Here is a 15,347-nt window from a genome sequence, read left to right as displayed (position 1 = left end):
ACAATTAAACAGCTGTTACTATACACACATAATCGAATTTACACAGTTCGATTATTTTTTTGTTACATCATTTTCGCGGTCACGCAAGATACCAACTGGTACATATACCGTACCTGCGCTATGGATTGAATCTACGTCTTGTTGCAAGATCATTACAACGGAATAATCATCTGTTGTGTAGAATTCAGTAGGCATTTTATCGATACTTACATCGCCACCTAATTTATCTTTCACATCTTGATTATTATTAATCGCATTCACCAATTCTTTTTTATTAAGACCACCAAGATCGTACAAGGACAATTGTCGACCTGTTGTGGTGTTAAATGTGAAGCCTTTTACATAGTTTACACCATTGGCATCATGATCACGCATTGTATATGTATGAATCAATACGCTGAAAATACCGTTTTTATCTGTTTTAACATCATAGTACATAACTACATTTGTTTTATCAGATTCTTTAGCATTTAACTTTTCTACATCATTTTGTATTTTAGAAACATACTTTTTGATGGTCGTATTGATTGCTTTTTCTACCGCAGGGCTAACAGATTTAACCTCTGGGAATACTAAATCCAAATGATCTGTAGTAGATTCCACAGGTGATACAGCAACCTCTTTACGATCCATATAACGGTCCGCATTTGGAGCTACCACTTCAACTGCATTACGATCTACTTTAGACGCTTTAGAGCGCAACGCACGATTCTGCTCAGGTGTAGCAGTACTAGAAATACGATATGTTAAATCATTACGATTTACACGTTTCGCATTTGTTTGATTTGCTTGTACATTTACAGTATCTTGTGTTACAGGTATTACTTCGCTTGCTGCGAAGGAGACTACTGGCAATGCAGCAGCCATAATGATGAGTACAGACTGTTTTAATTTCATTGTTTAACCTCTTATTGTTCTTGCTCAGCTTTCATAGCAAGAGCTTCTTCTTTATTGAACTTGTGTGTAACAACACGGCGAACAAGATAGAGACCAGCGAATATGAATGCAAGCAATCCTAACCATTGTGCTGTGCTTTCAAATTCAGGACCTACTAATTCAAGTGGAGCTTCCCCACCACCAGTTGTAACAGACAATACAATAATAACAGCTATGATTACACCAATCAAGCTTTCACCAACGATCAGACCAGAAGCAAAGAGAACACCGCGGCGATTGGATTGCTCTACATCGTAGTCAGCAAGCTCACCGGCACGCATTTTAGCACGAGCTACAAGATAACGACCTACGAAGTAGCTGATGAAAGAACCAATAATAAGTGGTACTTCTAAAGTAGGTGGTAAATAAATACCCATACCAACAGCCAATGGAGGCAATGTTAAGGTAGCAGTTGTGCTCTTGAGAATCAAGTTGACGATAATTGCCACAACACCAACGCCAACGCCGATTAAGATATAATCCCAATCCATGCTAGAGTTGAAGATACCTTGCGCAATGGTAGTCATCAAAGTCGCTTGAGGAGCCGATAATGCAGCGTTTGGATCCATTTCAGCACGTGGTAACGCACCTGTGAAACCGTATGCTTGATAAAGCAAGTTAAGAACTGGAGCAATTGCAATGGCACCGGCTACAGAACCAAGTAACAAGGCAATTTGTTGACGCCAAGGTGTAGCACCAACGAGTTGGCCAGTTTTCAAATCTTGTAAATTATCATTAGAAATAGATGCAATCGCAATAACTACGGATGTCATAAAGATAGCCATAGCAGTAGCGAACTGAACACCTTCTTGTGTAGCAAATAAATTATTTTCCGCTGCGATAAAGTATACAACTAAGGAAGAAATAATAGTCGCTAAAATACCGATACCAGAAATTGGAGAAGCAGATGTACCGATAAGGCCTGCCATATAGCCACATGCTGCAGCTACGAAGAAGCCAATCAATAAAGCTACTACGATACCTACTACAACGAGTGTCCACATTAAACCTGCACTAATAGGTACGACAGATACGAAATCCCAGAATGTAAATACTAAGCCAATAAGAATAAGTATGAATACACCTAAAACGGATTTTGTACTCATATCTGTATCCATGCGATGCAATTCACGTTCTGCGGAGCTGCTATTCATGGATTTAACAGAAATTTTCATACCTTCGATGATAGGTTTGATTAAGGTAATCAAAGTCCAAATCGCAGCAATACCGATAGCACCAGCACCGATAAAACGAACTTTAGATTTCCAAACAGCCATTGCAAACTTGGCAGTAGCACCGCCATCTGGAGCAAACATATTAGTGAAGTAAGGTACGAAGCCAGCCCACGCGATGAGTACACCAACGAGGATAGCGATACCAGAAGCGATACCAATAAGATAACCAGCACCTAACAACGCTGTAGAGAAGCCCAAAGGAATTTGAGTAATCCCTTTGCTACCTACAGGAATCCAGAAGCTCATGCTATCGCCAAGCACTTTGAAACCATTTGCACAAAGGCTAATAAGGCCAGCTACAAAGCCACCGGACACAATGTCTGTCATACCGGAGCTAGATTGAGGGCCTTGTTCACCATTGTGAGAGCCAACCTTTAAAATTTCTGCTGCTGCACGGCCTTCAGGATATGGTAGATCACTATTCACTACCATGGCACGACGCAATGGGATGGTGAATAATACACCTAGAGAACCACCACAGGCACAGAGCAAAAATGTTTGCCAGAATGGAAAGCCATTCCAATACCCAAGCATGAGTAAACCTGGCAAGATAAAGATAATAGCGGACAATGTACCAGCGGCAGAAGCCTGCGTTTGTACCATGTTATTTTCAAGAACGTTAGAATCCTTGAAAAAACGCAAAATCGCCATTGAAATAATAGCAGCCGGAATGGATGACGAGAACGTCAAACCAACCTTCAAACCAAGATATACGTTAGATGCTGTAAAAATAACAGTAATCAATGCACCAAGTAGCATCCCACGTAACGTCAGTTCCGGCAGATGAAGGTCATGGCTCGTAAAGTCATGTTTCATAAGTACTTACCTCCTCTGTGAAATCATAAACTTAAAACAATATACTAAGCTACTTTCATTTTATCGTGTTAAAGCGATGATTTCAATATATATGCGATATTTATAATGTATACATATAAAAGATTATAAATTTAGCTTCCTCCAACAGATATCTTAAAAGGTCTATTCTGTACCCTAAACACTTTATTAGACGTGGTAGCCCTCCAAAAGCCTCCAAAGCCACCCACCCCGCTCCGTGGGGCCGCTAAGTCGTTTTTGTAGGACCACCACGCTAATATATACCTAATCGTCTTACTATAAGAATAGACCTTTCATTATTCACCAAATAAAATATTTTATTTATAATCTTTCTACATATAACGCATTATCAATCTTACATATAGATTGAAATCATAAAGGTATGGGGAAAAGGAGTGCGCAATATGCGTCCCCTTTCTTATATGCGCATTATGCATATACACCTATCAATTATATGAAAATAGAAATCATTCTCTTTTATTCTGTACAAATATACAGGATTTTATATAATTAAAGTACCGACAATAGAGTCGGCATGTCTTTTAAGGAGGTTGTAAACATTATGGAAACAAGAATTGAATACGATTCAATGGGACCAGTCGAAGTCGACGCTAGACGAATTTACGGACCTCAAACGCAACGCTCGTTCAATAACTTTAAGATCGGTGACCACCGCATCCCTATTGAACAAATCAAATCGCTTGCGCTTGTAAAAAAAGCATGTGCTTTAACCAATGCAAAGTGTGGCGCAGTAACTGAGGAAAAAGCGAAACTCATCGCTCAAGTAGTAGATGAGATTGTAGACGGCAAATGGGATGAAGAATTCCCGTTAACTGTATTCCAAACAGGTTCTGGCACACAAACGAATATGAATGTGAACGAGGTAATCGCTCACCGGGCTAAACAGTTAGATGAAAGCAATCCGCTTCATCCTAACGACGATGTAAACCGCGGTCAAAGTACAAACGATACATTTCCTACGGCAATGCATATCTGTGCGTACTTTGAAATTACAAAACGCGTAATTCCTGCATTGGACGGCCTTATCGGATCCTTTGAAAAATTGCAGAAAAAAGGAAAAGGATTGCAAAAAGTTGGTCGTACGCATCTACAAGATGCTACTTTTATCATGGTAGACCAAGAAATTAGCGCCTTTGTGGACGGCCTAAAAACTGCCAAAACTATGCTCCTTCAAAATGCTGACCACCTACTCGACGTAGCACTCGGTGGTACTGCGGTCGGTACAGGTGTGAACACACCTAAGGGCTATCTAGACGTTATGGAAACTGTATTGCCAGAGGTAACAGGCGCTCCATTCCGTGTTAAGAATAACAAATTCCAAGGCCTATCTTTGAAAGATGCATTTATGATGGCTCACGGTGCACTTAACACATTAGCGACTACCCTATTCAAAATCGCTAACGATGTGCGCTTCTTAGGCTCTGGCCCTCGCTGTGGCTATGGCGAATGGCATCTTCCTGAAAACGAACCGGGCTCCTCCATCATGCCAGGCAAGGTAAATCCTACACAATGTGAAGCCTTGACCATGGTATGCGCCCAAGTATTCGGCCATAATACGACTATGACACTCTGTGCAGGTAGCGGTGCATTCCAATTGAACGTGTACATGCCTATCATGATCTATGACTTTGTTGAAAGCTGTCGCCTCCTTGCAGATGCTATGAATTCGTTCACAACACACTGTATCGACGGTGTAGAATTCGTACCTGAAAAACTCAACTTCTTTGTAGAACAATCCCTCATGATTGCTACATCCTTAACACCATATATCGGCTACGATAAGAGCGCTAAGGTGGTAAAAGAAGCGTACAAACGTGGTTGCTCTATTAAAGAAATCATCTTGGAAGAAAAACTCATGACCGAAGACGAATTTGCTGAAGCAGTTCGCATGAAATAAAATCTCTCACATCTCTATGATATATCTGTAACATCCTCTCATACCTCAAATGAACGGAAAAAGCCCCGATACATTATGTATCGGGGTTTTCTATTTATTACGCCACTCCATCAAAGAATGTAATGACTGTAATTTCTCGTGGGCAGTTGATACGGATTGGGAACCAGTGTCCTGTACCATTATTAACATAGCACACGCTTTGTTCTTGTACATAGCGACCTTTTGTATATGGTGTGCCCGTTGGTACTAATGGCATGCCCATGAATACGATTTGACCTCCGTGTGTATGACCAGATAGAGTCAATGGAATTTTACGTTCAATAGATTCTTCGAAGAATTCAGGGTGATGGGCCAATAGGATAACAAAGGCATAGTCTGGAATTCCAGATAAAGCTTTGTTAATCATGGCTTCTCGGTTATCCTTTTTACGATCGTTATCGTACGCAACGCCCGCAATATATACAGGTTGTTTACCACCCATGATTTGAATATTACTATTCACGAGAATATTCATAGGTGTATTTCGTTTAAGTGAATCCAGTACCTTATTTACATCGTGATGATACTCGTGATTTCCCAAGATAAAGTCAACACCATCAGGGATTTGTTTTGCGAAGGTTGTCAGTCTTTCACAGACTTGCGGCAACCATGCAAGCTTATCAATAAGGTCGCCAGTGATAACAACGCGATTAGGTTTTTGTAAAAGTGCAAGTTTCAGGATTTCATCAAAGTCATCTAAGTCGATACTCGGTCCTATATGAATATCACTAAGTTGTACAATTTTATAGTTTTTCAAACCAGGTGGTAGGTTCGTGTAGCCAAAACTTTCATGAGTTACTACTACCTCTTGTTGACCTGCAAAGGCAGCATAGCTAGAACCACCGATAGTAGCCAACGGCACTATAGTTGCAGCAGTTCTAAAAAAAGTACGACGGCCTGTTCTATTTTCCTCTGGTGTTTTGCTCCAAATCTTATTGATTGTCCAATATAATAGACTAAGTATGATAAATACAGGAATCGCTAGAAATACGCCAAAAAGGAATCCGTAGCTTTCGGTACGGAACATATTCATCAAAGGATAGTACATCGTACCATATAAATCCACTTGATTGAGTATATAGTATCGGATAGCAGCAAACCACGCACCGATAATGATTATATAGCCCACCCAGGCAGGCCATTTCTTTTTGGGCTTCCACAAGTTGAGGAATAGAGCCCAAAATCCTACCAACCCTATTAGGAGGATGGCAGAAAAAGTAATATTAAATAGAATTCTCATTCATTACTCCTACAAATTATTTTGCGATTTCCGTCAATTTACCATGAGGACCCGCCCAAGCATAGTCGGAGAACTCATCACGCTTGATGAGCATCCAGTCCTTTGGCAATTGCTGTTGGATATCTGCAATCGATATATTATTCGCATTCCCTGTGTACGTTAAATCACCGCGGAATGCTTTCATAAACCATTTTCGGTGAGAGAAAATATGTGTTATTTCTTTCACAAGTACTGGTTGCAAAGATAACTCAAAGCCAAGGGGCTGAACTAATTCCTCAAGGCCTCGTTCTCCGTCCTCAAAGGCAGATACCATTTCCACAGATGGAAATTCCCACATGGACCGTAAAAGTCCACGATTCGGCCGTTTATGCAACAAATAATAGCCTTTATAATTCAAGATGCCCACGAATAAAGGCACCTCTACTACCTTTGTTTTCTTGATGCGCACAGGCAGTTTATCTGTATCTTCATGTTGATAGGCAGCGCACATATTTACAATAGGACATTCCCCACAACGCGGCGTTTTTGGAATGCACACAGCAGAGCCAAAGTCCATCAAGGCTTGGTTAAAATCACCAGGTCGATCGTGAGGCAAAGTCTCCTCCACGATGGCTGTAATAGTCTTTTTACCCTTAGTGCTTAAAATATCGTCAAAGATGCGATATAGACGAGCATAGATGCGCAATACATTGCCATCTACAGCCGCTTCTGGTTCGTTGTACGCCATAGATAGTACAGCCCCAGCCGTATAAGAACCTACGCCCTTTAGGGACTCCATGGTTTTACGATCGTGAGGCACGATACCGCCGTAATTTTCAACTACGTCCTTTACACCGAGGCGCAAGTTACGAGCACGGCTATAATAACCAAGCCCTTGCCAAGCATGAACCACCTCATCTTCGGAAGCCTTTGCCAAGTCTTCCAAAGTTGGGAATAGACGCATCCAGTTGTCGTAATAAGGCTTCATCGCCTCAATGCGCGTCTGCTGGCTCATCACCTCGGAAACCCAAATCTTATAAGGGTCCCCACAATCGCGCCACGGCAACTCCCGTTTATGCACATCATACCACGCCAATAGCTGTGGTACCCACTTTGGGTTCTTTTTATCAGTCATATTACCTCAAAATAGTATAAATTATGGAGCATATTACCACTCTCATGGTCATATAGCCCCTTTTTACATTTTAAAATCCACCAAACCATCATCTTGATGTTAGTAAATTTATGTTAATAATTAAATAGGTATACACTAAAATTCGTCGGCATAGTATAAAGAATACCTATATTCGACAATATAACGCAAATAATCTATACGTATCAGCCATTAATATACAAATCAATGCGCGCCAAGTGTTCGCTTTCAAGAACGGTATCAACAGTGGTCAAATCCATCTTATCCACCATATTATTATCTCGTCCAAACACAATAGGTCCTTTTAATTTCTTACCTTCTAACAACATCGGCAACCATCTGCGGTCACCATCCCACATATGTTCATAAGGAATTTGATTCGGTTCTAGCCAATGAGGCTCCATTTCGTCTGTTTCCTCTACAGTACCTGTGAAAGTACGCAAGAAATACACATAGCTTACGTGCGTTAAGCTCTCATCAAAAGGAAATTGAAAATCAAAAGCCGCTACACATTCTAAGTCTTCGACACGTCCTTGAAGGCCAGATTCCTCATAGAGTTCACGAATGGCACACTCTCGGAAGCTTTCACCATCATCAAGTTTACCACCGAAACCATTATATTTATTAGCCCCAAAACCACGCTTCTTACGCCCTAACAATATACGATTTTGTTCATCAATGGGAAATACGAGCGTCGTTGGTTTCATAGGGCCTCCTTAGTCACAAAAATAACACACTATTATTATACCATTATTTCATGTACGAATGTGCTAGTTGTGGTATGATTAAGAGTATAGAATTTCTTACAAGGAAGGAGGCACATGATGAACAAACCACTTAGATTTAATATCGAATTAGGACGAACAAAGCCCGTCAATATTCGCAATGAACAAGTGCGTTGTCCCTTCTGTGATCGTTCCAAATTAACGGATATTCTCGATACATCAGGTCATATTATATGGCTCATGAACAAGTATCCTGTATTAGAAAAAACTTGGCCTACCGTCATTATCGAAACGGAAACTGACGAAGGCGAATTTTCTACCTTACCTACAGACGAAGCCGCCCACATTCTCCAATTTGGTCTCGATAAATGGCGCGAAACTCGTCAACGTAAAGAGTTTAAATCCGTACTCTTCTTCAAAAATTATGGCTATATGTCCGGTGGCTCTATTCGCCATCCTCACAGCCAAATCATAGGGCTTGAGAATTACGATTACCATAAAGATATTACGGCCCAAAATATGGAGGGTTGGCTCTTGCACGAGGATCAAGATGTACGCATCACCTTGTCTACCCATCCGATTATCGGGTTCTTTGAGTACAACATTCGCTTCAAACCAGATGCACCGGTTCGTACTGTAGCCCTTCGACTACAGCAAATTTTGCGCTATGTATTGCATAGTGTAGCAAACTTTAGCCAGTCCTATAATTACTTCGTATATAATCTTGAGGACGGCTATGATTACATCAAGGTAGTGGCGCGTTATGTAACGACGCCCCTCTATGTAGGCTACAAAATTCCTCAAACTTGTGATGAGGGACGAGCTGCTAAAATCAAGCACGATATTACGCCTTATTTTCAAGCTACTAAATAGCTCTAACCATATACCGTATATAATTTGATATATTATTTTATATGGTTTTAACCATACATAATTGAAAGGATTTTTATGAAAGTATTTGCCATCGGCGACCTCCATCTATCTGGCCATCCTCCGACGAAGCCGATGGATATTTTTGGCCCGCACTGGAATGATCACTGGTCCCGCATCAAAGAGCATTGGAATGCCAATGTAAGCGATGAAGACATCGTCTTTCTCGTAGGTGACATGAGCTGGGCGCTCCGTCTCAATGAAGCTGCCTGCGATTTACAAGAAATTGCATCTTTACCTGGTAAAAAATATATGATTCGTGGCAACCATGATTATTGGTGGGCATCAGCAAACAAGATGCATAATCTCATGGGTGACGCTATTACCTTTATACAAGGTCACGGCACCGCAGAAGTTATCCAAACCGAAGAAGGGCCGCGCCTTATTGCATTCGGTGGAACGCGCGCCTACCTCTGTCCTGGAGACTCCCACTTCTCCCCAGAAACGGACCAATCCATTTACGATAGAGAACTGATGCGTACCGAAGCAGCACTACAGGAAATGGATAAGGCAATACATAAAGTACTTGAGGAACTCAGGACGGAAACAAAGGTCTGTATAACAGAATCATCCGGTTCTAAAAAGTCCTATTCACCAACACCTGATTCAATTAGAGATATAGAGAATATTCCTGTAACAAAGTTATTGTTGCTACATTACCCTCCATTTAACGAGTCCAACGCACCTTCGGGCTTTACGGATCTCATGGAGCAATATAACGTAGATATCTGCATTTTTGGCCACTTACACGATCAAATTTCTTTTAACCGGATTCCAAAGGAATTTGGTACGACAAAACTAGAGTTGGTATCTGCAGACTATCTAGATTTTAAGCTAAAGCAAATTATCTAAGGAGAGACCATGAGTCGTATTCATAAAGAACATTTACAAGCTGGCTATATCTTTGGTGACAATGTTAACCAAGAATATATTTACTTGCCTTCTGGTGAGGTAGGCACGGAGCATCCGTTAGCAGTCCTAGAAACACCAACGAAGCGCGAAGATATTACATTGGACGAAGCAGTCCATATGATTGATACCCTAACACTAAAACGTTGTAGCCACCCTACACTAGGTAAAAAATCATTTTAATAACGCCATCAATAATGTAATTAATTGAACAAAATAATAAAATAGCGGATAGTTGACTATAATCTGCACTCCAGAAAAGGATCATAATTTCTGATTTCTGAAAGTGCAGATTGTTATTAACTCAACTATCCGCTAGATGAAAAGAGGCTGTTTATCACGGCCTCTTTTGTTTTTTCTTTAGTTTATAAAAGAACTATTTTGTTGTCTTCCTTTTAGTTTAAAAGGTTATTTCAAGACAAGTAATTACTTCGCATTACGCTCGATATGACTACCGTAAACATCTCTGTAATCATTAGTTTGCTTATTGTCTTTATTGTTTACACGAAGTCGTTCTACCTTATGACGATCATTGTCTTTACCAGAGATTCGATCCACACGAGTACGATCCAAGTCACGAAGACGAGCCAATTCAGGATTAAATTCGTTAATCGCACGCCCCATTTTGCCATCAATTGGGGCACCCAATTGTAAAGCACGGTAAATGATCGCAGCATACTCATAACGAGTCATCGCACGATTGCCTTTAAATTCGCCATCAGGATAGCCTTCAACAAGACCTTTATCAGCCAAGTCTTTTACATATTCATAAGCCCAATGATTAGCTGGTATATCAGGGAAGTTCACATCTTTCTTGTCATACTGAGGTGCCATTCCCATGGATACCTTCATTTGTTGAATCTCTACATTTTGGGCTTTTACAATGGCCTTTAAGTCTTGAACCTCTTTAGCCAAAGCTACTCTAGAAGTAGATACACCATTTTTTTGACCTAATTTCAATGAAACGCCGGCATTGACCATGTTTTCACCGTTACCCATGGATCCAGCTACGCTGAACATAGTGTCTTCATTTGGTCTGTAGAAAGCACCTAATGCCATCGCATTTTCACCGGCATAGTTACCGTAACCAGCCGCAAAATTCCATTTATCATCAGGATCAAAATCCAATGGATGAATAGCCGCTAATGCAGCCGCACCAGCACCAACTTTTCCTATTTTGCTATTTAATAGGTTCACACCATTACTAATACCGCTAGTAGCTTGATACAATTGGCTACCGTTAACGGCATCTTTAGATGTAGCGGATACTTCACCATCGGCTACATTAGTGATTTTATTGCCACCATTATTTAGACCTTTATTGTCCAAAGAAACATTACCAAATTTAACTTTATCTACAGATACTTTGTAATCAGTACCACCAGCAGCATTTGTGCTTGTAGTTACAGTTACATTATTACCTGCAGAAATGCTAGTATGTTTTTTAGCTTCTTTTAATGCTTCTGTGGCTAAAGTCTTATTATATTCAATACGACGTTCATGACTTTCGATACGCTCACTATGATTTTCAATTCGAGCATCATGATTATCAACACGATTATCTAAATAATCTAAACGCTTATCTTGATTGTCAATACGTTTTTCTTGATTATTCATACGTTCAGTTTGATTTTTTAATTGAATGTCATGATTTTGAATTTGATCTTCATGACGAAGTAAATCAGCATCTTGACGAAGATTTTCTTTAGTTAAACGAGTAATTTGATTATCATGATTTACAATTAATTTATTATGTTTTTCTAATTCTTGACTATGTCCATTTAAAATATCTTCATGTTTTTGTAAGACATCTGTATGATCTTTTAATTTTCGTTCATTGTCGGCAATTTTTTCTTTATTTTTATCGATTTCATTAATATTATTTTGAATTAATGTATTGTGATTATTAAGAATTCCGCCCACTGTATTTGCTACTGCATATAATTGACTACCATTTATAGCATCCGTGCTATCAGAAGATACTTTCCCAGATGCTACATTAATCACCTGACGTTCTTTACCAGATGCACCAACACTCGTAACGCCGTTACGAGCTGACCCTACCCCAGCAAAGCCGGAATAGTTAATACCATTTATATTAGCTTGTGTTTCTGTTGTGGTAGCTCTATCGGTAGATGCATTGCCTAAGAGAACACTATTTCCTTGTGTTGACGTCACATTACTGCCCAGTACATATGTATTTGCTTGCGCTACGTTATTTCTAACCCCAAAAGCGCCAGAATCAATGCCAGAGACAGAATTACTGCTACCAATTCCAACTCCACCACGTGCAGTAATCGTATTACCTGAACCTAGTGCAACAGCATTTGCAGCACCAGCATTAGCATTATTACCTACAGCAGTTGCACTCTCTTCAGCTTTTGCATTATATCCAACAGCTACTGAACGATTTCCCTTTGCTCTAGCATCATTACCATATGCTGAAGAGAAATTACCAGATGCCTCAGCATTAAAGCCAGTAGAGGTACTTGAAATACCATTAGCCTTTGTACTATTACCAACTGCAGTAGAACCTTCAGCAGATGCTTTCGCGGATGAACCAAAGGCATTTGAATTACGTCCAGAAGAAACAGATCCATGGCCTATTGCAGTGGCATTCTCGCCTTCCGCCCGTGCACTCCGACCGATAGCATTACTATTATTAGCGGTTGCCTGCGCACTTCGTCCGATAGCCAGTGAGGTTCCACCAGATGCGGTAGATGACTGACCTACAGCAGTTGAATACGAACCGGATACCGTATTTCTGAAGCCTACTGCCAAACTATGGTCACTGGTAACCGTGTTTTCATCACCAAAGTGACGTGAATACTCTGTCGGATTTCCTTGTGCTTCTACATGTAATACAGTTCCCGTGCCTAACGCAAGTAGTATTGCCAATGATAATGCAACTTGTTTGCTTTTCATCGTTTACTATTCCTCCCTACATCTAAAATTATAAATACAACGGATAATATATTATCATTTATAATATATATTCAACAAAACTCACCATAAAATATGTCCGTTATTAAATAATGTATTATCATTATCCTTAACTATTATTGTACTTTAAATATTAAATGAAGTAAACGAAATTTTTAATAAAATCGATAAAAATATCAATTTTATCAATAAATAAAAAATCTACCAAATTCATCATACTATAAATTAATAGCATAGTAACAATATAAGGAGATAAGATTTATCTTATCTCCTTATATTGGCTATATTAACTATATTCATTATATTAGCTATACTAATTATTCTAGTTATATTGTTTAATTTAGCTATATTACTTAGAATAGCTATATTAGTTATTCTAGCTAATCTTGTTATACTAGCCTATTAGCCCAAGAATCCTCCATGGCCCATAGCTATACAATCTTCTTTGGTGATTTCATCATCTGCAACAAGACGTGGCACAATTTCATCAAAGGCAGTCGGTTTACTGAATAATACGCCACCTGGTACACCAAGGATTGGTGTGCCATCTGCACAGTAAGCAATGCAAACCATGGACCCTGGTAATACAGGCAAACCATAGGTAACAACGCGATCTGCATAGCGTTTAATCGCGCCAGGTGTTAAATCATCAGGGTCAACGCTCATGCCGCCAGTACAGAAAATGATATCGGCACCCGCCGCTTTTACCTTATCAATAGCCTCCACGATATCATCCGTATTGTCTGTTACAATCTCATGAGCTACCTTTGTAACGCCAAATTCAGCACAACGTTCTTCAATGATTGGGGTGAAAGCATCTTTAATACGACCTTCAAATACTTCAGATCCAGTCGTAACGATACCCATAGTTTTGCGTACGAATGGCTTTACATGTAACAAAGGCTTATCATCAGCAATTTTCTTTGCCTCCTCTACTTGTTGTTCTTCTAACAACAATGGAATACAGCGCATGCCTGCTAGTTTATCACCAGCTTTCACAGGTGTATTATTAAATCTTGTTACAATAGTCAGCTCACCAATGCTATTGATAGCGTGTAAGCGTTCCACATCAACCTTGAAAAGACCATCTACATCTGCAATGGCTTCAATTTTACCTTGCGCCATAGGGCCATCATGCATGTTTTCGCCGCCTGCCATATGATACAAAGCACGAGCTACATCCTCTTCGTGTAAGAAACCTTCATCTTCTGGTTCCATCACAAAGATATGCTCCTTACCAAGGTCTAATAATTTTGGAATATCCTCTTCTGTGATAACATGGCCACGGCGGAAGGGCGTGTCTTTCACCTCACCAATGACGATTCTTACGATATCGTGTAATAAGATTTGCCCTACGGCATCTTGTGTTCTAATAGATTTCATAATATCTCCCAAGTCATTAATAATAAAATACGCTATGATATAACATCAAAATGTATTTAATACTATTATTCAATATTAATATGTTTAAATACTACAGAGTAGACGTACTACTAGCATACCAACCCAACAGAGGATTAAGCCCCCTACGACTTGTACTACACCGTACCATAATGCTTGTACATAGGATTCAGCCATCATAAGCTGTAGCATTTCAAAGGCAAAGGTTGAGAAGGTGGTAAATGCACCTAGCCCACCTACAACGAGGAAAAATCTCGCCCACTGAGGTAGATCTGGCTTTTGCATATAAAGGCCTAAGACTAAACCGATAATGAGGCAACCAACGAGGTTTACTACTACCGTACCATACGGAAAAGAGCTGACCTTTGTCATAACCCATTCACCGAGAGCCATACGGCATAAGGCCCCAGTGGCGCCACCGAGGGCAACGGCTATGTATTTTTCCATATTGCCTCCTTTACTCACGATAACATACTAGATGTTATGATCACATTACTATAGCATACATGTAATACTACTTTCACAATTCGTGTAATTATCTGTAATAGCCGATAATTATCTACTTTTCTATATTAGTCAGACGCTAACAATCTCAGTATACTATATTTAGAGAGTAGGGAAAAGGAAGGAGTCCCTATGAACCCCTCGGCTACACCGCTCACCGAACTGCGGATCAACACATACGAAGACCCGTTTTTACAACATCAATATGTTTGTTTAGGTCATAAAATCGCCATTATTCGCATATCCCTAAATATGTCTCAACAAGAGTTAGCTCGTCACATTGGTATCAGTCGTAGTTATTTAAGTAAATTAGAATGTGGTACAGGCATCTCCGGCATGTCTTTAGAAATTCTTTTTAAAATCGCACAAGCCTTTCAAATCAACGTAGGTCAGCTCGTAAGACTGCGTGTTATAGATTATAAAAACTGTAATGCGCACCTAACATCACACTATAAACGGCTAGAGCTTCTGAACCACACCAAGAGAACGTCTCGAAACCAAACAAAAGCAAACTAATCCGATAGTCTAAAAGAACAGTTAATTAAATACAACAAATGATAACTAATTTATATCAAGATGCTCTAAATGAAAATTGAATTAA

Annotated in this window: 13 protein-coding genes; 5 read left to right on the top strand and 8 right to left on the bottom strand. The window is 39.8% G+C overall.

Annotation, left to right across the window (positions count from 1 at the left end; genetic code table 11):
• Positions 1-51: 51 nt before the first annotated feature.
• Together E7K77_RS07345 and E7K77_RS07340 are read right to left on the bottom strand one after the other, a co-directional pair.
• Positions 52-897: a hypothetical protein gene (locus tag E7K77_RS07345; RefSeq protein WP_316689722.1), complete on the bottom strand. Its 846-nt coding sequence runs from the start codon at positions 895-897 to the stop codon at positions 52-54.
• 11 nt (positions 898-908) lie between these two features.
• Complete coding sequence (locus tag E7K77_RS07340; protein ID WP_012864880.1) at positions 909-2,987, bottom strand: OPT family oligopeptide transporter; 2,079 nt, start codon at positions 2,985-2,987, stop codon at positions 909-911.
• A gap of 580 nt (positions 2,988-3,567) precedes the next feature.
• Between E7K77_RS07340 and E7K77_RS07335 the strand changes: the two genes are divergently transcribed.
• Positions 3,568-4,923 (top strand): class II fumarate hydratase, encoded by a 1,356-nt coding sequence (locus E7K77_RS07335; protein ID WP_325306152.1) that lies wholly within the window; start codon positions 3,568-3,570, stop codon positions 4,921-4,923.
• A 97-nt stretch (positions 4,924-5,020) separates the two neighbouring features.
• Here E7K77_RS07335 and E7K77_RS07330 read toward each other — a convergent pair whose 3' ends face one another.
• From E7K77_RS07330 to E7K77_RS07320, 3 genes are all read right to left on the bottom strand, one after another.
• Positions 5,021-6,202 (bottom strand): metallophosphoesterase, encoded by a 1,182-nt coding sequence (locus tag E7K77_RS07330; protein WP_120054955.1) that lies wholly within the window; start codon positions 6,200-6,202, stop codon positions 5,021-5,023.
• 16 nt (positions 6,203-6,218) lie between these two features.
• On the bottom strand, positions 6,219-7,316 hold the full coding sequence (gene mutY / locus E7K77_RS07325; protein ID WP_316097878.1) for an A/G-specific adenine glycosylase: 1,098 nt from the start codon (positions 7,314-7,316) through the stop codon (positions 6,219-6,221).
• A gap of 203 nt (positions 7,317-7,519) precedes the next feature.
• Positions 7,520-8,041: an 8-oxo-dGTP diphosphatase gene (locus E7K77_RS07320; RefSeq protein WP_227037291.1), complete on the bottom strand. Its 522-nt coding sequence runs from the start codon at positions 8,039-8,041 to the stop codon at positions 7,520-7,522.
• 117 nt (positions 8,042-8,158) lie between these two features.
• Between E7K77_RS07320 and E7K77_RS07315 the strand changes: the two genes are divergently transcribed.
• The 3 genes from E7K77_RS07315 (at position 8,159) to E7K77_RS07305 (ending at position 10,081) form a co-directional block, all read left to right on the top strand.
• Entirely contained in the window at positions 8,159-8,932 is a 774-nt protein-coding gene (locus E7K77_RS07315; RefSeq protein WP_004698244.1) for a DUF4931 domain-containing protein, read from the top strand.
• 75 nt (positions 8,933-9,007) lie between these two features.
• Complete coding sequence (locus E7K77_RS07310; RefSeq protein WP_316097876.1) at positions 9,008-9,841, top strand: metallophosphoesterase; 834 nt, start codon at positions 9,008-9,010, stop codon at positions 9,839-9,841.
• Positions 9,842-9,850: 9 nt separating this feature from the next.
• Positions 9,851-10,081 carry a hypothetical protein gene (locus E7K77_RS07305; RefSeq protein ID WP_004698256.1) on the top strand — a complete coding sequence of 77 codons (231 nt, stop codon included), beginning with the start codon at positions 9,851-9,853 and terminating at the stop codon, positions 10,079-10,081.
• Positions 10,082-10,324: 243 nt separating this feature from the next.
• Here E7K77_RS07305 and E7K77_RS07300 read toward each other — a convergent pair whose 3' ends face one another.
• From E7K77_RS07300 to crcB, 3 genes are all read right to left on the bottom strand, one after another.
• On the bottom strand, positions 10,325-12,823 hold the full coding sequence (locus E7K77_RS07300) for an S-layer homology domain-containing protein (protein ID WP_316603810.1): 2,499 nt from the start codon (positions 12,821-12,823) through the stop codon (positions 10,325-10,327).
• Between the two features lie 420 nt (positions 12,824-13,243).
• Positions 13,244-14,224, bottom strand: coding sequence for a molybdopterin-binding protein (locus tag E7K77_RS07295; RefSeq protein ID WP_325306156.1), 981 nt, complete (start codon positions 14,222-14,224; stop codon positions 13,244-13,246).
• A gap of 84 nt (positions 14,225-14,308) precedes the next feature.
• Positions 14,309-14,689: a fluoride efflux transporter CrcB gene (gene crcB / locus E7K77_RS07290; RefSeq protein WP_101928541.1), complete on the bottom strand. Its 381-nt coding sequence runs from the start codon at positions 14,687-14,689 to the stop codon at positions 14,309-14,311.
• A 189-nt stretch (positions 14,690-14,878) separates the two neighbouring features.
• Between crcB and E7K77_RS07285 the strand changes: the two genes are divergently transcribed.
• Entirely contained in the window at positions 14,879-15,262 is a 384-nt protein-coding gene (locus E7K77_RS07285; protein WP_325306157.1) for a helix-turn-helix domain-containing protein, read from the top strand.
• Positions 15,263-15,347: the final 85 nt, after the last annotated feature.

This window comes from Veillonella parvula (assembly GCF_032577575.1).
In the GTDB taxonomy this organism is placed as follows: Bacteria; Bacillota; Negativicutes; order Veillonellales; family Veillonellaceae; genus Veillonella.
The sequence above is the reverse complement of the archived record's forward strand: the minus strand, read 5'-3'. Positions and strand labels throughout refer to the sequence as shown.